The following is a 22,086-nucleotide window of genomic DNA, read 5'->3' as shown; positions in this document are numbered from 1 at the left end:
CGGTTTTGTATACTAAAAACTATAAAAGTTTATTTTTTCTTTTTATCGTCTTTTTTACTCGTATCATACATAATAGGCGATGCTATAAATAATGATGAGTACGTACCAACTACAACCCCTACAATTAGGGCAAACATAAATCCTTTAATAGAATCTCCACCAAATAAGAAGATTGCAGATAATACTACTAAAGTAGTAATAGATGTGTTGATTGTTCTTCCTAAAGTATTACTTAAGGCACTGTTTACAATACGGTTGAATTTCCAAGAAGAATGTAATTTAGTATACTCTCTAATACGGTCAAAAATTACCACGGTATCGTTTAATGAATAACCAACTACAGTTAATATTGCTGCAATAAACGATTGACCAATCTCCATGTCAAATGGCATGAACTTGTATGTAATAGAGAAAATAGATAATACAATTAATACATCGTGGAATACCGCAGCTACGGCACCTAAACTGTATTGCCATTTTCTAAATCTGATTAAGATGTATAAGAATACAAAGAATAAAGATCCAAAGATAGCCCAACCAGCAGCAGCTTTAATATCATCTGCAATTGTTGGTTCAACTTTAATTTGACTTTCTATACCAGCTGTACGCGCTCCATTATAGTCTACTTTAAACTCATCTAAAGTCATACCATCTGGTAAATATGTTTGTAATCCTGTAAATAATAAATCTCTTACTTCGTCATCAATTGAGTTTCCTTCAGCATCAATTTTATACTTAGTTGTAATTTTTAATTGGTTTACTTCACCATAGGTTTTAACCTCTGGAGCATCTCCAAATGTTTCACCTAAAGCAGAAGCAACTTCTGAAGCATTCATCGCTTGGTCAAACTTCACAACATAAGATCTACCTCCAACAAAGTCTACACCGTAGTTTAAGCCGTTTGTAGTTAAAGAACCTATACCTAAAACAATAATAGCTCCTGAGATAATGTAAGCAAGTTTACGTTTCTTTAAGAAGTCTATGTTAATGTTTCTAAACCAGTTTTTACTAATACCAGTATTGAATGTTAAATCGCCATTTCTCTTCGTATAGCTGTCTAGAATTAAGCGTGTAATAAATACAGCTGAGAAGAAAGATGTTACAATACCTAAGATTAATGTATAGGCAAATCCTTTAATTGGTCCTGTTCCAAAAGAGTATAAAATAACACCAGTTAATAAGGTAGTAATATTAGCATCTACAATTGCTGATAAAGCTCCTCTTAAACTAAACCCACCAGAGATGGCTTCTTTTAAACCTTTTCCACCAGATAATTCTTCTTTAATACGTTCGTAAATAATTACGTTCGCATCTACAGACATACCAATGGTTAAAATAATACCTGCAATACCTGGTAAAGTTAATACGGCTCCAAAAGAAGCTAACCAACCAAATAATAATAAGATGTTAACTGCTAGGGCAATGTTGGCAAATAAACCAGCTTTACCATAATAGAATACCATCCAGATTAATACCAATATTAATGCAATTCCGAAAGAACGGAATGAGCTATCAATTGCTTTTTGACCTAAAGATGCTCCAACAACAGCTTTCTCAACAATATGAGCAGCAGCAGGTAATTTACCAGCTTTTAAAATGTTGGCTAAATCTTGAGATTCACTTAAAGTCATGTTACCACCAGAAATACTAGTTCTACCATTTAAGATAGGGTCGTTTACACTTGGTGCAGTATGAACTTCATTATCTAATACAACGGCAACAAAACCACCGTTTGCATTGTCTGTAGTCATTTTAGCCCAAAGTCTAGTTCCATAAGTATTCATAGTCATGCTTACTTCTGGAGCTCCAGTGTATGGGTTAAATGTATCAGTTGCGTCGCTAATTACATCTCCTTCAATTGGAGCAACGTCTTGACGGTTACCTTTAATTGCGTATAAACCAATTACATCTCCAACTGCAGGCTTAGCATCCCATAAGAATTTAACGTAACGTAATTCGCTTGGTAATAAAGCACGTACTTCTTTGTTAGCTAAGAACTCATTAACTCTAGCAGTATCTTTTACCATAGCTTGTGCTACTAAAGAGCTCGTTTGATTTGCTTGGTAAGATGGATTTGGTCTTAAGTAAGAGAACAATCTATTTGGTAATTCAGGTGTCTTTAAAGAATCTGAAACCTGACCTAATAAACTTTCTACATCTTCTGTTTGTGTTGTGTCTGCAACTTCTTCAGTAGCTGCAAATAATTCAGCAGTTTTAGCATCTGCATCATATAAGAAACCTTGCACATCTGCATTTGTAAACACTTCCCAGAATTGTAACTCTGCAGTACTTTGCAATAATTTTTCTACACGGTCAATATCTTTAGCTCCTGGTAATTCAATTAAGATTCTACCAGATTTACCAATTCTCTGAATGTTAGGCTGTGTAACTCCAAACTTATCAATACGGCTTCTCAATACAATAAATGCCGTTGAGATAGATGCATCAATTTGATCTTCTAAATGAGGTTTTACAGCAGCATTATCGTCAGTAAAAGTAAATTTACCTTCAAAGTTTTTATTACCAAAAATAGTAGGGTCGCTTAACTTAACAGTCCCGTTGCTCGCTTCTACAAATTCGTCGTAAAAAGAATCAAAAAATGTTTTATTACTTGATTTCTGAGCGGCCGTTGCGTTGTTTAAAGCCTCAACAAAAACTGGGTTTTTAGAGTCGTTAGAAAGCCCAATTAAGATGTCGCGTACAGAAACCTGTAGTGTTGCATTAATACCACCTTTTAGGTCAAGACCTAAATTCATGGCATTGCTCTTAATATCGTTGTACGTAAAGTTGATTAAAGGAATGATGGTGTCATTCTCTATTGAGTCAATGAATACGCGCTCATAAGTAGCTAATTTTGATACATCACCATCAGATTTTTCAATGGCAAACTCCTTCGCTTTCTTCTCCACATCGTTTGCAAACCAAGTAAAAGATAGTTGGTACAAACTCACTAATCCAAACAGGATTGCAAATAACTTGATAAGTCCTTTGTTTTGCATGCTCTTCTAATTTATAAATCTTCTATTTTTAATAAACGTGCAAATATAAAATTTCCAATGGCAATACCCAATGTTTTTTAACATTTATTGAATAGCCTGAAAACCAATAAATTTAGCTAGAAAAAGAGGGTTTAGAGACTACTTTAAATTCTTCTAATGAATGGGTAATTTCACTTTTTATAGTAGTATATTTAAGGGCTAAAAATAGGGGAACTATGAGCCACAAAACAGATATTGAAATTGCACAAGAAGCGCATTTATTGCATGTAAAAGAAATTGCAGAAAAATTACATGTTTCAGAAGATGATTTAGAGTTGTATGGAAAACATAAAGCCAAACTACCTTTACATTTAATTGATGAAGAAAAGATAAAACAAAACAATCTAGTTTTGGTAACAGCCCTTACTCCAACTCCTGCGGGTGAAGGTAAAACCACGGTTTCTATAGGTTTAACAGAAGGTTTAAATAAAGTTGGTAAACAAGCAGCTGTGGTGTTGCGAGAACCTTCTTTAGGGCCTGTTTTCGGTATAAAGGGTGGAGCCGCTGGAGGAGGTTATTCTCAAGTTGTTCCAATGGAAGATATCAACTTGCATTTTACAGGAGACTTTAATGCTATAGAAAAAGCCAATAATTTATTGTCAGCTTTAATAGATAACAATCTGCAAACTAAGATTGGCAATCTTAATATTGATCCTAGAACCATTTTATGGAAACGTGTGATTGATATGAATGATCGCGCCCTCAGAGATATTACTATAGGGCTTGGAGGAACCGCAAATGGTATTCCAAGGCAAGATGGTTTTAATATTACACCAGCATCAGAAGTGATGGCCATTTTATGTATGGCCACAGATTTTGATGATTTAAAGAAACGCTTAGGCGATATTTTTGTTGGATTCACCTTTGATAAAAAACCAATCTTTGCGCGTGATTTAAAAGCCGAAAATGCAATGGCTATTTTATTAAAAGATGCCATAAAACCAAACTTGGTGCAAACCCTAGAAAAAAATCCTGCTATTATTCATGGTGGACCATTTGCTAATATTGCGCAAGGAACCAACACAATTATTGCTACTAAAATGGGATTATCTCTGAGCAATTATGTAGTTACAGAAGCTGGATTTGGAGCTGACTTAGGTGCAGAAAAATTCTTGAACATTAAATGTGCTGCCGCAGGATTGAATCCAAAAGCAGTTGTTTTAGTAGCGACTATTAGAGCTTTAAGACACCACGGTGGTGCTAAAAAAGAAGAATACAATACACCAAGTGTTGAACGCGTAACAGAAGGTTTCAAGAATTTAGAAAAGCACATAGAGAATGTTCGAAAATTTAATATAGAACCTGTTGTTGCAATTAATTCATTTATTTCGGATTCGCAGGAAGAAGTTGATTTTATTAAAAATGCTTGTGCAGATTTAGGAGTGCAAGCTGTAGTATCTGAAGGATGGGCCAAGGGAGGTGAAGGCACACAAGAATTGGCAAAAGCTGTGATTGATGTGGTAGAGAATCAAGCAACGCAATACAAAGCTTTGTACAATTGGGATGCTCCTGTAGTTGAGAAAATCGAAATAATTGCAAAAGAAATCTACGGAGCAGATGCTGTAGTGTTTGATAAGAAAGCACAGTTAAATTTAAAACGTATTGACAGATTAGGTTTTAACAATTTTGCCGTGTGTATGGCAAAAACACAGAAATCCTTTTCTGATGTCGAATCTTTAATAGGTAGGCCTTTTGGGTTCAAAGTGACTGTAAGAGAAATTGAGATTGCTGCTGGCGCTCAATTTGTAATTCCAATTCTTGGTAAGATGATGCGTATGCCCGGGTTACCCTCAGTTCCAGCATCTACAAATATGGAGATTGATAAAAATGGTGTAATCTCAGGCTTGTCTTAATGTGGATTATTAGAGAAGCTTTTCCAAAAGAATATTATGAATTAGGAACCCTGATGGTTGATGTGTATAGTCAGCTGCCAGGGTTCCCTGGTTTAGATGAAATACCTGAGTACTATGATACCCTTAGAAATGTAGGTGAATTCGCAACCCAATCAGGTGTTAAGTTATTTATTGCAGTATCTAATGATGGTGAAATAGGTGGTGGGTTGGTGTATTTTGGTAATATGCAAAACTATGGTGCCGGTGAGCCCATTACTTTAGAGCAAAATGCAGCCGCTTTTAGATTATTAGCAGTGCGTTCTAATCTTCGCGGACAAGGCTTAGCTTCTACACTTATTGATAAATGTTTAGAGCAGGCTAGAGAAGAAGGGCATCAAACTCTTATGATTCATTCAACCCAATACATGAAAGCTGCCATGGAAATGTATAAACGCAGAGGTTTTGAAAGATTTCCCTTAATAGATTTTGAAAGGGCAGGTGTATATGTTTATGGATTTAAAATCAATCTTTTATAACTTTATTTCAATAGGTTTTTATAAAAGCTATCAATTAAATTTAATCAATTCCTTATTCATTAATTTAAACCATAAAGGAGGTACTAATGCTAGATACATCATTCCAGGATATCCTGTTTTCATTTGTGGAGACTCTGAATGCGAATCTAACAATTGATAGGGTTTATTGGCTCGATGATGGTGGTCAGAATGCCTAGACAATTCAAATAGTAATAACCTGCCTACTAAATGATCTGAATTCCAAGAATGAGTGGGATTCACAACCTCGTATCTTCCAGATTTTTTTTGTTTTCTAAGTAATCCGTAATGTTCAATGTAATTTACGGTCTCTAATAATAAAATGCCAATAAGGGCTGCTAATAGAAAATACGCTAAAATTAATGCTCCAAAGTAAGTATAAATGACAGTGCAAAGTGTTACTTGTGCAACTGTATACCACAGCATTCTGCTCATTAAAACATTTTGCTTTTTGATTTTAAGTCTTTTTAAATCCATTTGCCATGCTTTGAAATAACTACTTATCTGAGAACGAAACCAAAAGCTATAAACCCATTCATTTTTACGTGCAGTTGCTGCATCATTTGGAGTTGCTACATCAAAGTGATGACCATAATTGTGATACGGTAGAAAATGAGTCTCAAGAGAGGTTAATAATAAAATTTCACCAAGAAATTGCTCCCACCGTTCATCTTTATGTCCGAGTTCATGGCCAACATTAATTCCGAATACACCACACATAATTCCCATAGAGGCAATTCGTCCAATAATTTCACTCGTCGTAAAATCCTGATTCCAAGTGGTCAGAAAAACAAACAATAAAATCAATTGAATCGGCACAATGCTGTACAATATGATACGGTAATACCAGTTTTTAGAGGCAAGTTCTTTTTCAACAGTATCTAAATTAGAATGGTCTGGTTCAATAAATAACTCCAATATTGGAACAGTAACAAAAGCAATAAAAAATGGCAAATGTGTTAGCCAACCTTGTGAGGTGAAAGATATATATGCGGCAATTGGCAGTATAAAAATGATGAGGTATTTTAACTTTTTCATTCTTTAAATGATTCAGGTAAATATACTCAAAAACAAAACATCCTCACTTGTTAATAAATAAGGATGTTGAAGTTTCGTTATTCTGAACTAAATTCAGAATCTCAATAGTTTATGCAGTAGCTAATTATGCTTCTAATAAACCGTTGGTCTTTTTAACACCAACAGCACTTTCAGCTAATTTTGCTTTTTCACCTTCGCTTAATTCAATTTCAACGATTTTCTCAATACCGTTTTTACCTAATACAACAGGTACACCAATACATAAATCGCTTAAACCATATTCGCCTTCTAATAAAGCAGAACAAGGGAAGATTTTCTTAGAATCTAAAGCAATTGCTTTTACCAATTCTGATACTGCAGCACCTGGAGCATACCATGCACTTGTACCTAATAAACCAGTTAATGTAGCACCACCAACTTTAGTATCTGCAGCAACTTGCTCTAAACGCTCTTCTGATAAGAACTCAGAAACACGTACACTATTTCTAGTTGCTAAGCGAGTTAATGGAACCATTCCTTTATCTGAGTGACCTCCAATTACCATTCCGTCTACATCAGAAATTGGAGCTTCTAAAGCCTCTGCTAAACGGTATTTAAAACGAGCACTATCTAAAGCACCACCCATACCAATAATACGGTTTTTAGGTAAGCCTAAAGATTTGTGAGTTAAATAGGTCATTGTATCCATTGGGTTAGAAACCACAATAATAATTACGTTTGGAGAATGCTCTAATAAACTAGTAGAAACACTTTTTACAATACCAGCGTTGATGCCAATTAATTCTTCGCGAGTCATTCCTGGTTTACGAGGAATACCACTTGTAATAACTGCTACATCACTTCCAGCTGTTTTAGAATAATCGCCAGTTGTACCAACAATCTGCGTATCAAAGTGATTTAAAGATGCAGTTTGCATTAAGTCCATTGCCTTTCCTTCTGCAAAGCCTTCTTTAATATCAAGAATTACAACTTCAGAGGCAAAGTCTTTCATAGCGATATATTCAGCACAACTTGCACCTACGGCACCTGCACCAACTACTGTTACTTTCATATATAAAAATTTAGAATGTTAAAATTTATTGAGTCGCAAATTTAGTGAATTTAATGCCCTTTTAAAAAGAATAAAAGATTGAATTTTAAGGCACAAAAAAAGCCTCGATAAACGAGGCTAATAATGTATTTATGCGATGTTTTTTAAACATCAATATTCGCATACTTCGCATTGTTTTCTATAAACGCTCTGCGTGGCGGAACGTCGTCTCCCATTAGCATAGAGAAAACTCTGTCGGCTTCAGTGCCATTATCAATAGAAACCTGACGTAACGTTCTAAATTCAGGATTCATAGTAGTATCCCATAATTGCTCTGCATTCATCTCACCAAGACCTTTATATCTCTGAATTGTTGCAGTACCACCCATTTTTTGAACAATTAAGTCGCGTTGGTCATCATTCCAAGCGTATTCACGTTTTTGTCCTTTTTTAACTAAGTACAAAGGAGGAGCAGCAATATACACACATCCTTCCTCAATCAATTCGCGCATATAGCGGAAGAAGAACGTTAAGATAAGTGTTGCAATGTGACTACCATCGACATCGGCATCACACATTATTACAACTTTTCTATAGCGCAACTTCGATAAGTTTAATGCTCTAGGATCTTCTTCTGTTCCTATAGTAACTCCTAAGGCAGTAAACATGTTTTTGATTTCTTCATTTTCAAAAACTTTGTGTTGCATTGCTTTCTCAACGTTCAAGATTTTACCTCTTAATGGTAAAATAGCTTGGAACATTCTATCTCTACCTTGTTTTGCAGTACCACCCGCCGAGTCACCCTCAACTAAGAAGATTTCACATTTTTCTGGATCAGTCTCAGAACAGTCACTTAGTTTACCAGGTAAACCACCAATAGACATTACCGTTTTACGTTGCACCATTTCACGTGCTTTACGAGCGGCATGACGTGCTTGCGCTGCTAAGATTACTTTTTGAACAATGGTTTTAGCATCATTAGGGTTTTCTTCTAGGTAATCAGTCAACATTTCAGATACCGCTTGACTTACTGCAGAAGTAACTTCTCTGTTTCCTAATTTAGTCTTAGTTTGACCTTCAAATTGTGGTTCAGCTACTTTTACAGAAACAATGGCTGTTAACCCTTCACGGAAATCATCACCAGCAATCTCAAATTTTAGATTCTTTAACAACCCAGAGTTCTCTGCATATTTTTTCAATGTAGAAGTCAAACCACGTCTAAAACCAGAAAGGTGTGTACCACCTTCATGCGTATTAATATTATTTACATATGAATGCAGATTTTCTGCGAACGAGGTGTTGTATACCATTGCTACTTCCACAGGAATTCCATTTTTCTCTCCTTCCATAGAAACAACACCTGCCGTTAATTGCTCACGAGTTGCATCTAAGTATTGAATAAATTCAGGTAAACCAATATCACTGTAAAACGATTCACTTACAAATTCACCTTCATCATTGGTACGTCTTTTATCAGTAATCGTAATTGTAATTCCTTTATTCAGATACGATAATTCACGTAATCTAGCTGCTAAAGTATCGTAGCTGTAAGTAGTTGTGGTAGTAAAAATAGAGTCGTCTGGAGTAAAAGTTACTATGGTACCATTATCTTCTGTTTCTCCAACTGCTTTAACAGGGTATAAACGTTTACCACGTTCGTACTCTTGTTCCCAAATTTTTCCTTCTTTATATACAGTAGCTTTTAAGTGGTTTGAAAGTGCGTTAACACACGATACACCAACACCGTGTAGACCACCAGAAACCTTATAAGAGTCTTTATCAAATTTACCACCGGCTCCAATTTTAGTCATTACAACTTCTAGAGCAGATACGCCTTCTTTTTTATGGATTCCAACTGGAATACCTCTACCATTATCTTTTACTGTAATTGAATTGTCTTCGTTAATCCAAACATCAATTTTATCACAATGTCCAGCCATGGCCTCATCAATAGAGTTATCTACCACCTCATATACTAAGTGGTGTAAACCGCGCACTCCAACATCACCAATATACATCGACGGACGCATACGTACGTGCTCCATCCCTTCTAGTGCCTGAATACTGTCGGCTGAATAATTGTGTTTTTTTGCTTCTTCACTCATAAAATAAGTATGTTTTTGTTCTACAAAATTCCTATCAAATATAACTTTTTAACCACCCAATTTAGTCGTAAAATCAGTGGATTATTTTCAAGTTATCAACAAATTGTGAAAAGTAGAAAGTCTCTTAAAACGGCTAAAAAGCACCTTAAATGGGAAATGAGTGTATTTTTAAACGGAGTTCAAGCCTAAAATAATTAAAGTGTTTTACAGCTTAAATATGAGGTTTGTTTTTGTGGCTATATCAAGTGATAAAAACAAAAAATTAGCAGTAAAAAGTCGCGTGTAAAGACATTTGTAATTTCACTTAAAAATCCGTTGAAAATTAGTGCGAAGTTGGTAGTACGATTTTTAAATTTAGTTTATTTTTGCGCATGCAACACAAAGTACTTATTCTAGATTTCGGTTCGCAGTTCACGCAATTAATTGCACGTAGAGTTCGAGAGCTCAACATATACAGCGAAATACATCCATACAACAGTTCAAAGTTTAATATTTCAGATTTTAAGGCGGTGATTCTTTCGGGCAGTCCACACTCTGTTAGAGGTGATCAAGCTCCTCAAATTGATCTATCTGAAATTAAAGGTAAAATGCCTTTATTGGGTGTTTGCTACGGTGCACAGTATTTGGCACATAATTTTGGTGGAGAAGTTGGAGCTTCTAATACAAGAGAATATGGTAGAGCCAACTTATCTTTTATCGCAAACGATGAGGCCTTGTTTGAAGGTATCAATCAGGGGAGTCAAGTTTGGATGAGTCATAGTGATACGATTCTTTCATTACCAGATAATTATACAATGATTGCTAGTACAGAAGACGTGGCAAATGCAGCTTATAAAATTGAAGGAGAAGCTACGTACGCAATTCAATTTCATCCTGAGGTTTATCATTCTACAGATGGGACCAAATTGTTAGAAAACTTTTTGGTAAATATTGCTGGTTTAAAACAGGAATGGACTCCTGATTCTTTTGTAGAATCTACGGTTTCTTACTTAAAAAATAAGATAGGAAACGAAAAAGTTGTTTTAGGACTATCTGGTGGAGTTGATTCAACAGTGGCGGGTGTTCTTTTAAATAAAGCAATAGGAGACAACTTGTACTGTATTTTTGTGAACAATGGTCTTTTGCGTAAGAACGAATTTGAAAGCGTATTGAAGCAATACGAAGGAATGGGGTTAAACGTGAAAGGTGTTGATGCTAGTGATCGATTTTTGGGTGAATTGGCAGGAGAGAGTGATCCAGAAAAAAAGCGTAAAATTATAGGACGCGTTTTTATTGAAGTGTTTGATGATGAAGCGCACAAAATAGAAGACGTAAAATGGTTGGCGCAGGGTACTATTTATCCTGATGTTATAGAATCTGTTTCTGCAACTGGAGGACCAAGTGCTACAATTAAAAGCCATCATAATGTAGGAGGCTTACCTGACTTTATGAAATTACAAATTGTAGAACCGCTAAGAATGATTTTTAAAGATGAGGTAAGAAGGGTTGGAAAATCTATGGGTATTGATCCTGAGTTATTAGGTCGTCATCCTTTCCCTGGTCCTGGTTTAGCGATTAGAATATTAGGTGATATTACTGCAGATAAAGTGCGTATGCTTCAAGAAGTAGATGCCATATTTATTAACGGGCTTAAAAAATGGAATTTGTATAACGATGTTTGGCAAGCAGGTGCAATGTTGTTACCGGTAAATTCTGTTGGTGTAATGGGCGATGAGCGTACTTACGAAAAATGTGTAGCTTTAAGAGCGGTAGAGTCTGTGGATGGTATGACCGCTGATTGGGTTAACTTGCCGTATGAATTTTTGCAAGAAACTTCTAATAAGATAATAAATAACGTAAGAGGCGTTAATAGAGTAGTGTATGATATTAGTTCAAAACCACCTGCAACAATAGAATGGGAATAGTTTTTGAACTTTAAACCAAAAAACTTTATATGAAATTAACTAGGTGGCTATTTGTAGTTGTACTTTTTGTTGTTACGAGTTTAGCGGCACAAGAGAAAAAATACATTTCTTATACCGTTAAGCAAGGAGAAACTTTAAAGAGTATTGCGAAAGAATTAGGTGTTAAGCCTAAAGAATTGATGAAGCTCAATCCGGATGTTTCAAAAAAGCCGGCGGCAAAAACGGTAATTATTGTTCCAAATAAAAATTTTGGTAAGACTCCCGTTGTAAAGGCAGAGGGGCAAAGAACACATACGGTTGCGCGTAAAGAAAGTTTGTTTGGTATAGCCCAGAAATACGTTGTTTCTGTTGATGCACTTAAAGCAGTAAATGATTTAACCGGTAATGCGATAAGTGTAGGGAGGGTCTTGATTATTCCTGAAAAAGTTGATCCAATTGTTGAAGAGGTGATGACTCCAACTATAGATTCTACTCATATTACGCATTTGGTTGTAAAAGATGATACGGTTTTTAATCTTACGAAACGATATGACATATCTGAAGATGCCTTGTATGAATTGAATCCTCATTTAAAAGATGGATTGAATTTAGGGATGACTTTAATTGTTGGAATTAAATTTTCAGAAGAAGAGAGTTCCATTGTATATTTTAATGATTCGATAACGGATAGAACATTAAATGTTGTGCTAATGTTACCATATAGGTTTAATGATATTGATTTAGAACCTAGAGAGTCAGAAGAAGAGGATGGAGAACCGATTCCGTTTGAATGGGATAACAGATTGTTGAATATTGTTACAGATTTTCATGCTGGAGCAGAGGTGGCGATTGACTCTCTTAGAATGCAAGGATTAGACATTAATGTAAGTGTGTTAGATACTGAAAATAGCAATCAGAAATTACAAGCTTTAGTGAGGGCAGATGAGGTTAAAGATGCAGATGTAATTATTGGTCCCTTATTTTTAAAGAATGCAAAGTTTGTTTCAGATAAAGTAAATGTGCCTGTGGTTGCTCCATTGTATTCAAAATCACAAACACAAGTAAGTGATAAGAATTTGGTAAAAGTGGCTCCAAACAAATCGTTATTAGAAGAGAAAGTTGTGGAGTATATGCTAGATAATTATAACGGTGAAAAAATTATTATTTCTGGGGATGCAAAACCTGCAACTACAACAAAAATCAATCATTTGATTGCAAAATTTAAAACTCATGATTCAATAAACGACATAACTATATTACAACCAGAAGAGGGGTATATTAAGAAAGAGCGTTTTATAGAAGTGATAGATACCATAGAATTAAAGAATTGGGTATTGCTTTTAGGTGATGACAATATTGTAACTGCGGATGTAGTAAACAATTTAGGTGTTATGCCTTTAGAAAAAAGAGATATTCAATTGTTTAGTTTTGGCAAAGGCAAAAGCTACGATAATGTAAATAACGATCATTTAGCTAGGTTGCATTTTACATATCCTCAGGTTTCTTTTAAAGATGTTACACGAGTTGAAACAAGAAGTTTTGAGAAGTTGTATAAAGAGAAGAATTATGTAAGACCAAATCAATTTGCTGCAACAGGTTTTGATGTTACCTATGATACACTGTTGCGATTAGCTTCTGAAAAACAGATTGAAAATACAGCTGAAGGTGTTTCGAGAAGAGTAGCAACCATTTTTGCTTACGATAAACGCCTCTTTGGTAGTTTAGAAAACAACGGAATATTCCTTTTGCAATATCAAGACAACTTAGATTTGATAAGTATAGAATAAAAAAAAGAGCAACCAATTGGTTGCTCTTTTTTTATTATTCTACATTATCTATTAATTGATTCAAGATTTTTAATTATCTAAATCCTTTACGACCTCCACGCATTTGTTGCATTTGATGGTGTCCTACCATTCCGCCACGCTTCATCTGATCTTTCATCATTTTCATTTGATCTTTTAGCATACCGTGTTTGTCTAGTTTTTTAGCATCGCTCATTAATTTATTAGCCTCTTGACGTCTGTTTTTAGACATAGCTATTCCCGCTAATTGAAGCTTAGCCATCGCCAAATCGTGATTCATAGACAATCCTAATTCAATGGCTCTTCTAAAGAATTTTTCTGCTTGTGTTAAGTTGGTTTGAGAAACCATTATACCTTGCAAGAAATTGTAATATCCTTCTTGTTTTTTAACCAAAGCAGCACTTGGGTTTTTAATATAGCTCAGCCACTTTTGACAACCTGCAAAGTTTTGTTTACGCAATTGTAAGAAGGCTAAAAGAATAAACTCATTCTTAAAATAGAAGAATACAAAAACTGCAGCTAATAAGATTAATGAGATTCCGTTACCAATATTTCCATCTGCAAATTGAAAACCAGACCATACTAAAATGGCTGTTGCAATTACTAATTTTATATACTTATGAAACATAGTTTAAATTTTTTCAGACGCAAATGTACACCTTTTCTTAAAAGTTACTTTTTATAATGCATTCTATTTTTAAAGAACGCCAATACACTTAATCCTACAACAATTGCTAACCAAGTCCAGATTTGATATGGAATCTTAGCAGCTTCACCTTGTGCATATGAATGTAAACCAGATAATAAGTGGTTTACACCTAAGTAAGTCATTAATATAGATGCAAAAGAAATTGCTGCAGCTACATTAAATAAATAACGACCTCTTAAACTAGGAATTAAACGCATATGCAAAACAAAGGCGTAAATCATAATACTTACTAATGCCCAAGTTTCTTTAGGGTCCCAACCCCAATAACGGCCCCAAGACTCATTTGCCCATATAGCACCTAAGAAGTTTCCTATCGTTAAAAGAACCAATCCAACCGTAATAGACATTTCGTTGATTACAGTTAATTCTTTTAACTGCAATTCAACCTTCTTTTTATTTCCTTTAGTGGTAATCGCTATTAAAAACAATGCAATTAGTCCTAAAATCATACTCAAGGTAAACGGACCATAACTTGCTACAATAATAGATACGTGAATCATTACCCAATAAGAATCTAGTACTGGTACTAAGTTTGCAATTTCTGGATCCATCCAGTTCATATGTGCAAACATTAATATCATAGATGTTACAAAGGCCGTTGCAGCAACTGTTAAAGTTGATTTTCTACCAAAGATTAATCCGAATAACATAGTAGCCCATGCCACATAAATCATGGATTCATAACCATTACTCCATGGTACGTGTCCTGATATATACCATCTAATTCCTAAACCTACTGTATGATATACAAACAATAAGATGAGTATTACATTCAGTATTTTAACGATAATATCTACAAACCTAGAACTTGTGAAAATCTGTGAAATGATAAAGATTAACATTACAACACCAGCTAACATATAGTAGACAAATAAGCTCTTAAAGATGTCGTTTTTATTATAGAATATCTCAAGATCTACTTTTCTATCTGACGGATGTACATCGGCACCAAACTTCTTTTGAAACAACGATATGCCATCTAAAATTTCTATTGCTTGTGTGTAGTCTCCACTTTCTTTGGCCATGGTTACCGTTTGTAAATAGGCAGGAAGCATTTGCTTAACATATACCGAGTCTTGCCCCTTAAAACCAATAGAATGTAGTTCGTGTTGTGTTACCCATTTGTTATTCGGATCTCCAGGTACTGGGAATAAGGTTAGTAAATCACCATAAACAGCAGAGTATAATAAGTTAACACGTCCGCTGACATCCAAAACGCTCTGTTCAAATTTTGACTTAATACGCTTTTTAAACGCCTTTTCTTGAAGCTCTCCAATTTTATAATTCCCCTCTCCGTCAAAAAAGTCAGAAAGTCTAGCATACTTTTGTTCGTGAGGTATTCCTAAAATATCTCGTAAACGTGTATTGTCTTTCTTGATGTAAATCATTGGAGCTTCAAACCAAAATCTAGGATTTTGCTGAATCGAAATAAAAACCTGATTTGCATCAAGACCATGGTAAGTGTCTTTCTTAGTAACTTTTCTCAACAACTGCGAGGCAAACGTGTGCACAGGTTTCATTCTACCTCCGGCATCCTGAATTACTAAATGGCTAAATTTTTCGGCATGTACAGCCTCAACTTTATTTGCTTGAAGAATAGAGTCAAATTGTGCGTCTGTTAAATGAGCTCCTGTATGTTGTGCATTCCCCAGACCAAACGTTAGTATGGCGGCAATTGTTAAAGCAGCTTTTTTCTTTTTTATTTTGTCTAAACTCCTACGTAAATCATCAAACCTACTGCCTTTAAAGAACAAAATAAAGGTCATGCAGAAAAACAATAAAATGTATCCAATATAGGTAATTGTTGTACCCCAAGCATCGTGATTTACAGACAAACGTGTTTCTTCGTATTCTGGGGTTATATTGTAACTTGATTGAAAGAATTTATACCCTTTGTAATTCAAAATATTGTTCATGAATATTCTAAAATCAAACGTTTCTTTCGGGTCTATCACTGTTATTTCACTGGCATAAGACATTGGGCTTTCTGATCCTGGGTAATAGTCAAGCTGAAAGTCTCTCAATTTTATATTAAAAGGCAATTCGATTTCCATAGAGCCATAATTCACTCTAAAGTTTAAATCGCCCACTGTTATTCTTGCAGGAGCTTCGATATTGTACTGTGCTCCATCAACTTGAAGTTGTTTTGTTTCATTACCAACAGTAACATCAAAAATTAAACGGTCTAAAGGATTTTCATCTTTATCGCCCTTAACTGTTTTGTATGTGCCCTTAATAGCTGTTTGAGGAATTACAAAGTTTAATCCAGCTACATTGTGCAAAGACAATAATTGAAGATCCATAATAGAGTCTTTTGCTATGGTGCCTTCAAACTGATCAGCCATTCTTAAAAAAGTACCTTCATGTGCAGATTGTAGTTTTAGTTGATCATCAACAGTTGTAATGTCTATGCTATTCGTGCCAGGGTTATCATAACCAATAAGAACATTGTGGATTAACTGACTTGTTCCTTGTTTGATAAAATGATCATGACGACCTCCATTTGAAGACTCTACAAATTTTAAATAATTATCTCCGTCTTCAACTTCTGTAAACTCTTCTTTAAAGTTTGGAATATATTCAACTAAATCAAATTCAAATTTTGTTGCTCTGAAATTATCTTTAAAAGTAAAGTTGGGTTCACCCTTGGCAGACAATAATACTTTTTCAGGTACAGATTTACGCTGATCTTTATTGTCGTGCGTTGTAACCTGAAAATAGATAGCCTCAGAATACATTTTGTTAGAAGATTCACCTTCTTTAATAGGCATAATTCCTTCGTAACTAATGTATCTGGTAATTCCAGCACCTAGAATTATTAAAATAAATGCCAAGTGAAACAGTAAAACGCTTAGTTTTTCTTTTCTGAATAAACGGTATCTGAAAATATTACCTACAAAGTTTAAAACAAACAAGACCATAATGGCTTCAAACCACCAAGCATTATACACCAGTTTTTTGGCTGTCTGTGTACCATAATCGTTTTCTATAAACGTGGCAATTCCCATTGCCGCAGCATAGACAATAAACAAAATTCCGGTAAGTCTGGTTGAATATAAAAGAGCAAAAATTTTCTTCATTTTTTACCTCAAAAAAAGTTTACGCAAAAATACGCATTAGTGTTGTTATTTAATAAAGATTTAGCAAGAATTAACAGCTACACTCTTGGTCGTAATTACATTTAAAAACCTAAATTTGAACAGCTTTTTTTTAAACACAAAAAACATGTATATAAACGATCATGCTCCAATGCCAACATATGTGGCTGCAGAAAATAGATATAATGAAATGAAATATCGAAGATGTGGTAAATCTGGTATTTTATTACCATTAATTTCTTTAGGTTTATGGCACAACTTTGGGGATTCAGATGACTTTTCTAAAGCGAGAAACATTTTAAGAAAGGCTTTTGATTTGGGTATTACTCATTTTGATTTGGCCAATAATTATGGACCACCATTTGGGGCTGCTGAAGAAAATTTTGGACGAATTTTTAAGAAAGATTTTAAGTCGTATAGAAATGAATTATTTATTTCTTCTAAGGCAGGTTGGGATATGTGGAATGGACCATATGGCAACTTTGGTTCTCGCAAGTATTTAATTTCGAGTTGTGACGATAGTTTAAAGCGCATGGGCTTAGATTATGTAGATGTATTTTACCATCATCGTCCGGACCCGCATACACCGCTTGAAGAAACTATGGGTGCTTTAGATCATTTGGTACGTCAAGGTAAAGCTTTATATGTTGGGATTTCTCAATACAGTGCAGAAGATACTGCCAAGGCATCTAAAATTTTAAAAGAATTGGGTACCCCATGTTTAATTCATCAACCTAGATACAATATGTTAGATCGTTGGGTTGAGGATGGTTTGTTGCAAACCTTAAATCAAGAGGGTATTGGTTCTATTGCATTTTCTCCATTGGCACAGGGAATGCTTACAAACAAATACATCAAAGGGATTCCTGCTGATTCTAGAGCAGGAACTGCAACTAGTTATTTAGGAAGTGATCAGATTACACCCGAATTAATTACTAAAGTTCAAAAACTAAATGCACTTGCCGAAAAGCGCGGGCAGAGTTTGGCACAAATGGCAATCGCTTGGATTTTGAGGCACCCTGAAGTTACTACTGTTTTGGTCGGAGTAAGCAGGGTAGAGCAGTTAGAAGACAATGTTCGTGTGATAGATAATTTAGCGTTCTCAGATTCAGAATTGACTGAAATTGAAAGTATTTTAAATTCATAAGTTAATATTGCATATAAATATAACAATATCCTAAAGGTTTCTTTACAAGTAGTAGCTAATTTTGTCGTGTTGAATTAAATCAAAATCAAATTACTAATGGCACTACTAAAAAAGTACTTGAAATCGAAACCAGTTTGTAAAGTAACATTCGAATTAGCTGATGTGGAAGCTGATAATGTTGCTGTATTAGGATCTTTTAATGAGTGGACAGTAACTCCGCTTAAGAAATTTAAAAACGGAAAATTTAAAACTACCGTAGATGTACCAGCTGCTGGTTCTTATGAGTTTAGATATATTATTGATGGTGAATATACAAACGATACAGAAGCAGACGCTTATTTATGGAATGACTATGCAGGCGCAGAGAATTCTGTTTTAACCGTGTAGTTGATTAAGAATATAAATTAAAAGTCCCGCAACATTTGTTGCGGGACTTTTTTTATTCGTCGACATTTTCAATGAGTTTTTCTAGAATATCAATAGCAGCCTTAGAAATTTTAGTTCCAGGTCCGAATACTCCAGAAACGCCTACATCAAATAAATATTCGTAGTCTTGTTGAGGTATTACACCACCTGCTATCACCAAAATATCTCCTCTGTCGTAACTTTTTAATGCTTTAATTACTTGAGGTATTAATGTTTTGTGTCCAGCAGTTAAAGATGAAACTCCTAAAACATGAACGTCGTTTTCAACGGCTTGTTTTGCTACTTCTTGTGGTGTTTGAAACAAGGGGCCAACATCAACATCAAAACCTAAGTCAGCAAAACTAGTTGCTACAACTTTTGCTCCTCTATCATGGCCATCTTGCCCCATTTTGGCAACCATAATTCTTGGTCGCCTTCCGTCCATTTCAGAAAACCGATCTGCTAATTCCGTAGCTAATTTAAAATAAGGATCTTTTACCATTTCTCTCTTATACACACCTGTTATAGTATTGGTAGTTGCCTTAAATCGTCCAAAAACAGATTCAAGTGCAGCAGATATTTCACCTAAAGTAGCTCTGCATCTCGCTGCTTGTACTGCCAAATCTAATAAATTTTGATTACGCGATTTAGCAGCATTGGTTAATGCTTCTAATGTTTTAGTTACTTCTTCAGAATTTCGATTTGCTTTTAAAGCAGTTAATCGTTCTATTTGAGATGCGCGTACTGCATTATTATCTACCTCTAGTATATTAATAGCTTCTTCGTTTTCAACCTGATATTTGTTTAATCCTACAATTACGGCTTCGCCATTATCAATCTGACCTTGTTTTGTTGCGGCCGCTTCTTCAATTCTAATCTTTGGAATGCCTTTTTCTAATGCTTTCGTCATTCCTCCTAATTCTTCAATTTCTTCAATCAGCTCCCAAGCTTTGTTCGCAATATCAGATGTCATTTTTTCAAGGGCATGACTACCACCCCAAGGATCTACAGTTTTGGTAATATAAGTTTCATGCTGCAAAAACAATTGTGTGTTTCTCGCAATACGCGCAGAAAAATCTGTAGGTAATGCAATGGCTTCATCTAATGCATTGGTGTGTAAACTCTGGGTGCCTCCAAATGCAGCAGCCATGGCTTCTATGTTGGTTCGGGCCACATTGTTAAAAGGGTCTTGTGCTGTTAAACTCCAACCACTAGTTTGACAGTGCGTGCGCAACATCAATGATTTTGGGTTTGTTGGATTGAATTGTTGTATCAATTTAGCCCATAACATTCTACCTGCTCGCATTTTTGCAATCTCTTTAAAATGTTGCATGCCAATTGCCCAAAAGAACGAAAGTCTCGGTGCAAATTCGTCAATCTTTAAACCTGCCTTTAAACCTGTTCTTACATATTCTAATCCATCTGCAAGTGTATAAGCCAATTCAATTTCTGGAGTGGCCCCTGCTTCTTGCATATGGTAACCCGAAATAGAAATACTATTAAATTTTGGCATATGTTGTTTGGTGTATTCAAATATGTCAGCAATAATTTTCATAGAAGGTGTAGGTGGGTAAATATATGTATTGCGCACCATGAACTCCTTAAGCACATCATTTTGAATTGTACCTGTTAACTGTTCTGGAGATACACCTTGTTCTTCTGCAGCAACGATATAAAATGCTAAAATTGGTAATACAGCACCATTCATGGTCATTGAAACAGACATTTTATCTAATGGAATCTGATCAAATAAGACTTTCATATCTTCCACAGTGTCTATAGCTACACCGGCTTTACCAACATCTCCATGTACACGGTCGTGGTCTGAATCATAACCTCTATGTGTTGCTAAATCAAAGGCGACAGATAATCCCTTTTGTCCTGCAGCCAAATTACGTCTGTAGAAAGCATTACTCTCTTTAGCAGTAGAAAATCCGGCATACTGACGAATAGTCCAAGGTCTTCTAACGTACATGGTGCTATATGGACCTCGTAAAAAAGGTGTGAATCCAGCAGCGAATTTAGAATGATTTTCTTGGGTAGACAAAACCTCTTTTTGCCCAAGCTTTATGTCTTGTACATCAATTCGTTTCATCTGATAATCTTTTTTGTTCGTACTTAGCTGATAACCTTTTTGGCACTATTGGAGCAATTAGAGTTTTTACTACTCTTTTGTTAGGAAAAGGTGAGCGCTCTAATGAATTGGACATTTTATCATCTGAATTAGGATGCAAGTTTGTTCCTAATAATTGAAGTTTTTGTTGATCAAAAAGTGATTGTTCTTTTTGGGCACTTTCTTTAATTTTTCTTTGAATAGTGCCTTGGTGCAATTGTGCCATAAATCCACCGCCTTTTTCTATATCTTTAAAAATAGCTAAAGCCTTATTTGCAATTTCTTCCGTAAGACTCTCGATATAATAACTTCCAGAGGCAAAATCTTTACTAAGTATATCGGTTTCTTCTTTTAATACTATTAGTTGGTTTCTAGAAATGCGTTCTCCAAATTCGTTTTTCTTGTGAAACAAGTGGTCATAAGATACATTGCTAATTGTATCTGCGCCACCTAGTATTGCACTCATACACTCACTGGTGGTGCGAAGCATATTGTTATTGTAATCATAAATTGATTTATTACGAAGCGTAGGTTGTGCAAAAATGTGAATCTTCGTTTGAAGATTTAAATGGTTGAGAATTGATTTAAAACTGACTTTAAAGGCTCGTAATTTTGCGATTTCGAAAAAATAATTGCTCCCTTGAGCAAAAGAAAAAACAAATTTAGAAGGAACTTTTATATTATTTTGAATAATATAATTGAGGTATTCTACACCATGAGCTAAAGCATAAGCTACTTGTTGCGTAATGGTTGCTCCAGCATTTTGATATAAAATAGTATCTATCTTTAAAAATGTATGCGCTGCATGAAGCATATTATCATTTAGTAATGTAAAATCAGATTTTACATTTTTAAACCAATTTCCTGTTTTAGCTAAATGACTTATGGGGTCGTAATTGATATGTATTAACCTATCTTCTATAGCCAACTCTTCAAAAAATGATTTTGAAGCGAAAGTTAACTCGAAAAAAAGAGGAGTTTCTTTAGGAATGTCTTTCAATAACACCTTTATGTCAAAAGGATTTGATGCGATAAAAGTAATGGCTTCGGCACCTCGATTTAAGGCATCTAAGGCTAACTTATTAGATAGTTTTTCTTTTGTAATGTATAGCTTTTGACAAATATAAAAATCGGTTGTTTGCTGAAGTTCTATGTCATTTTTTGCTGCATCGAAATGGTAAAAAGGGTTGATATTTATTCCATCTATGGTTTGGGTTACAAGTGTCTCATTATAATCTAATCCACCTAACTCAAACTGAATTTTTTGTTTCCACTGTTTCGAACCAACAGACGGGAATTCATCAAATGATATTTTATCCATAGCAAGAA

At 34.9% G+C, this 22,086-nt stretch carries 14 protein-coding genes; 6 read left to right on the top strand and 8 right to left on the bottom strand.

All coding sequences use genetic code 11. The features are described 5' to 3' along the window. Window positions 1-29: 29 nt before the first annotated feature. A complete protein-coding gene (gene secDF, locus ACYQ5R_RS02030) occupies window positions 30-2,999 on the bottom strand; it encodes a protein translocase subunit SecDF (RefSeq protein ID WP_460189237.1) in 2,970 nt (989 codons plus the stop codon). A 215-nt stretch (window positions 3,000-3,214) separates the two neighbouring features. On the opposite strand from secDF, the gene ACYQ5R_RS02025 reads away from it, so the two are divergent. Together ACYQ5R_RS02025 and ACYQ5R_RS02020 are read left to right on the top strand one after the other, a co-directional pair. Beyond that, window positions 3,215-4,891: a formate--tetrahydrofolate ligase gene (locus ACYQ5R_RS02025; RefSeq protein WP_460189236.1), complete on the top strand. Its 1,677-nt coding sequence runs from the start codon at window positions 3,215-3,217 to the stop codon at window positions 4,889-4,891. Further along, a complete protein-coding gene (locus tag ACYQ5R_RS02020; RefSeq protein ID WP_460189235.1) occupies window positions 4,891-5,406 on the top strand; it encodes a GNAT family N-acetyltransferase in 516 nt (171 codons plus the stop codon). Before ACYQ5R_RS02025 ends, ACYQ5R_RS02020 begins: the two co-directional genes overlap by 1 nt. A gap of 30 nt (window positions 5,407-5,436) precedes the next feature. On the opposite strand, the gene ACYQ5R_RS02015 is transcribed toward ACYQ5R_RS02020, so the two are convergent. The 3 genes from ACYQ5R_RS02015 to gyrB all read right to left on the bottom strand — a co-directional run bounded on the left by ACYQ5R_RS02015 (window position 5,437) and on the right by gyrB (window position 9,597). Beyond that, window positions 5,437-6,462, bottom strand: coding sequence for an alkane 1-monooxygenase (locus ACYQ5R_RS02015; protein ID WP_460189234.1), 1,026 nt, complete (start codon window positions 6,460-6,462; stop codon window positions 5,437-5,439). A 124-nt stretch (window positions 6,463-6,586) separates the two neighbouring features. Continuing rightward, on the bottom strand, window positions 6,587-7,513 hold the full coding sequence (locus ACYQ5R_RS02010; protein WP_460189233.1) for a malate dehydrogenase: 927 nt from the start codon (window positions 7,511-7,513) through the stop codon (window positions 6,587-6,589). Window positions 7,514-7,656: 143 nt separating this feature from the next. Next, window positions 7,657-9,597, bottom strand: a complete 1,941-nt coding sequence (gene gyrB, locus ACYQ5R_RS02005; RefSeq protein ID WP_460189232.1) for a DNA topoisomerase (ATP-hydrolyzing) subunit B — start codon at window positions 9,595-9,597, stop codon at window positions 7,657-7,659. 371 nt (window positions 9,598-9,968) lie between these two features. On the opposite strand from gyrB, the gene guaA reads away from it, so the two are divergent. After that, complete coding sequence (gene guaA / locus ACYQ5R_RS02000) at window positions 9,969-11,501, top strand: glutamine-hydrolyzing GMP synthase (protein WP_460189231.1); 1,533 nt, start codon at window positions 9,969-9,971, stop codon at window positions 11,499-11,501. Window positions 11,502-11,530: 29 nt separating this feature from the next. Beyond that, window positions 11,531-13,267: a LysM peptidoglycan-binding domain-containing protein gene (locus ACYQ5R_RS01995; RefSeq protein ID WP_460189230.1), complete on the top strand. Its 1,737-nt coding sequence runs from the start codon at window positions 11,531-11,533 to the stop codon at window positions 13,265-13,267. A 73-nt stretch (window positions 13,268-13,340) separates the two neighbouring features. Here the strand turns inward: ACYQ5R_RS01995 and ACYQ5R_RS01990 are convergent, their stop codons facing one another. Both ACYQ5R_RS01990 and ccsB read right to left on the bottom strand, forming a co-directional pair. Beyond that, window positions 13,341-13,913 (bottom strand): DUF2892 domain-containing protein, encoded by a 573-nt coding sequence (locus ACYQ5R_RS01990; protein WP_460189229.1) that lies wholly within the window; start codon window positions 13,911-13,913, stop codon window positions 13,341-13,343. A gap of 44 nt (window positions 13,914-13,957) precedes the next feature. Then, window positions 13,958-17,074, bottom strand: coding sequence for a c-type cytochrome biogenesis protein CcsB (ccsB, locus tag ACYQ5R_RS01985; RefSeq protein ID WP_460189228.1), 3,117 nt, complete (start codon window positions 17,072-17,074; stop codon window positions 13,958-13,960). A gap of 145 nt (window positions 17,075-17,219) precedes the next feature. Between ccsB and mgrA the strand changes: the two genes are divergently transcribed. Beyond that, entirely contained in the window at window positions 17,220-18,239 is a 1,020-nt protein-coding gene (gene mgrA / locus ACYQ5R_RS01980; RefSeq protein ID WP_460189227.1) for an L-glyceraldehyde 3-phosphate reductase, read from the top strand. A 96-nt stretch (window positions 18,240-18,335) separates the two neighbouring features. Next, window positions 18,336-18,626, top strand: a complete 291-nt coding sequence (locus tag ACYQ5R_RS01975) for an isoamylase early set domain-containing protein (RefSeq protein WP_460189226.1) — start codon at window positions 18,336-18,338, stop codon at window positions 18,624-18,626. 52 nt (window positions 18,627-18,678) lie between these two features. On the opposite strand, the gene scpA is transcribed toward ACYQ5R_RS01975, so the two are convergent. Together scpA and ACYQ5R_RS01965 are read right to left on the bottom strand one after the other, a co-directional pair. After that, window positions 18,679-20,739: a methylmalonyl-CoA mutase gene (gene scpA, locus ACYQ5R_RS01970; protein ID WP_460189225.1), complete on the bottom strand. Its 2,061-nt coding sequence runs from the start codon at window positions 20,737-20,739 to the stop codon at window positions 18,679-18,681. Then, on the bottom strand, window positions 20,726-22,078 hold the full coding sequence (locus ACYQ5R_RS01965; RefSeq protein ID WP_460189224.1) for a methylmalonyl-CoA mutase subunit beta: 1,353 nt from the start codon (window positions 22,076-22,078) through the stop codon (window positions 20,726-20,728). The genes scpA and ACYQ5R_RS01965 overlap by 14 nt, the downstream gene beginning before the upstream one ends. Between the last annotated feature and the right edge of the window lie 8 nt (window positions 22,079-22,086).

This window comes from Urechidicola sp. KH5 (assembly GCF_054661455.1).
Note: the sequence above shows the minus strand (reverse complement) of the source record. Positions and strands in the feature narration are given on the sequence as shown.

Bases quoted from the DNA above. Each gene is read 5' to 3' on its own strand.
- secDF (WP_460189237.1), bottom strand. From the start codon at position 2,999: ATGCAAAACAAAGGACTTATCAAGTTATTTGCAATCCTGTTTGGATTA.
- ACYQ5R_RS02025 (WP_460189236.1), top strand. From the start codon at position 3,215: ATGAGCCACAAAACAGATATTGAAATTGCACAAGAAGCGCATTTATTG.
- ACYQ5R_RS02020 (WP_460189235.1), top strand. From the start codon at position 4,891: ATGTGGATTATTAGAGAAGCTTTTCCAAAAGAATATTATGAATTAGGA.
- ACYQ5R_RS02015 (WP_460189234.1), bottom strand. From the start codon at position 6,462: ATGAAAAAGTTAAAATACCTCATCATTTTTATACTGCCAATTGCCGCA.
- ACYQ5R_RS02010 (WP_460189233.1), bottom strand. From the start codon at position 7,513: ATGAAAGTAACAGTAGTTGGTGCAGGTGCCGTAGGTGCAAGTTGTGCT.
- gyrB (WP_460189232.1), bottom strand. From the start codon at position 9,597: ATGAGTGAAGAAGCAAAAAAACACAATTATTCAGCCGACAGTATTCAG.
- guaA (WP_460189231.1), top strand. From the start codon at position 9,969: ATGCAACACAAAGTACTTATTCTAGATTTCGGTTCGCAGTTCACGCAA.
- ACYQ5R_RS01995 (WP_460189230.1), top strand. From the start codon at position 11,531: ATGAAATTAACTAGGTGGCTATTTGTAGTTGTACTTTTTGTTGTTACG.
- ACYQ5R_RS01990 (WP_460189229.1), bottom strand. From the start codon at position 13,913: ATGTTTCATAAGTATATAAAATTAGTAATTGCAACAGCCATTTTAGTA.
- ccsB (WP_460189228.1), bottom strand. From the start codon at position 17,074: ATGAAGAAAATTTTTGCTCTTTTATATTCAACCAGACTTACCGGAATT.
- mgrA (WP_460189227.1), top strand. From the start codon at position 17,220: ATGTATATAAACGATCATGCTCCAATGCCAACATATGTGGCTGCAGAA.
- ACYQ5R_RS01975 (WP_460189226.1), top strand. From the start codon at position 18,336: ATGGCACTACTAAAAAAGTACTTGAAATCGAAACCAGTTTGTAAAGTA.
- scpA (WP_460189225.1), bottom strand. From the start codon at position 20,739: ATGAAACGAATTGATGTACAAGACATAAAGCTTGGGCAAAAAGAGGTT.
- ACYQ5R_RS01965 (WP_460189224.1), bottom strand. From the start codon at position 22,078: ATGGATAAAATATCATTTGATGAATTCCCGTCTGTTGGTTCGAAACAG.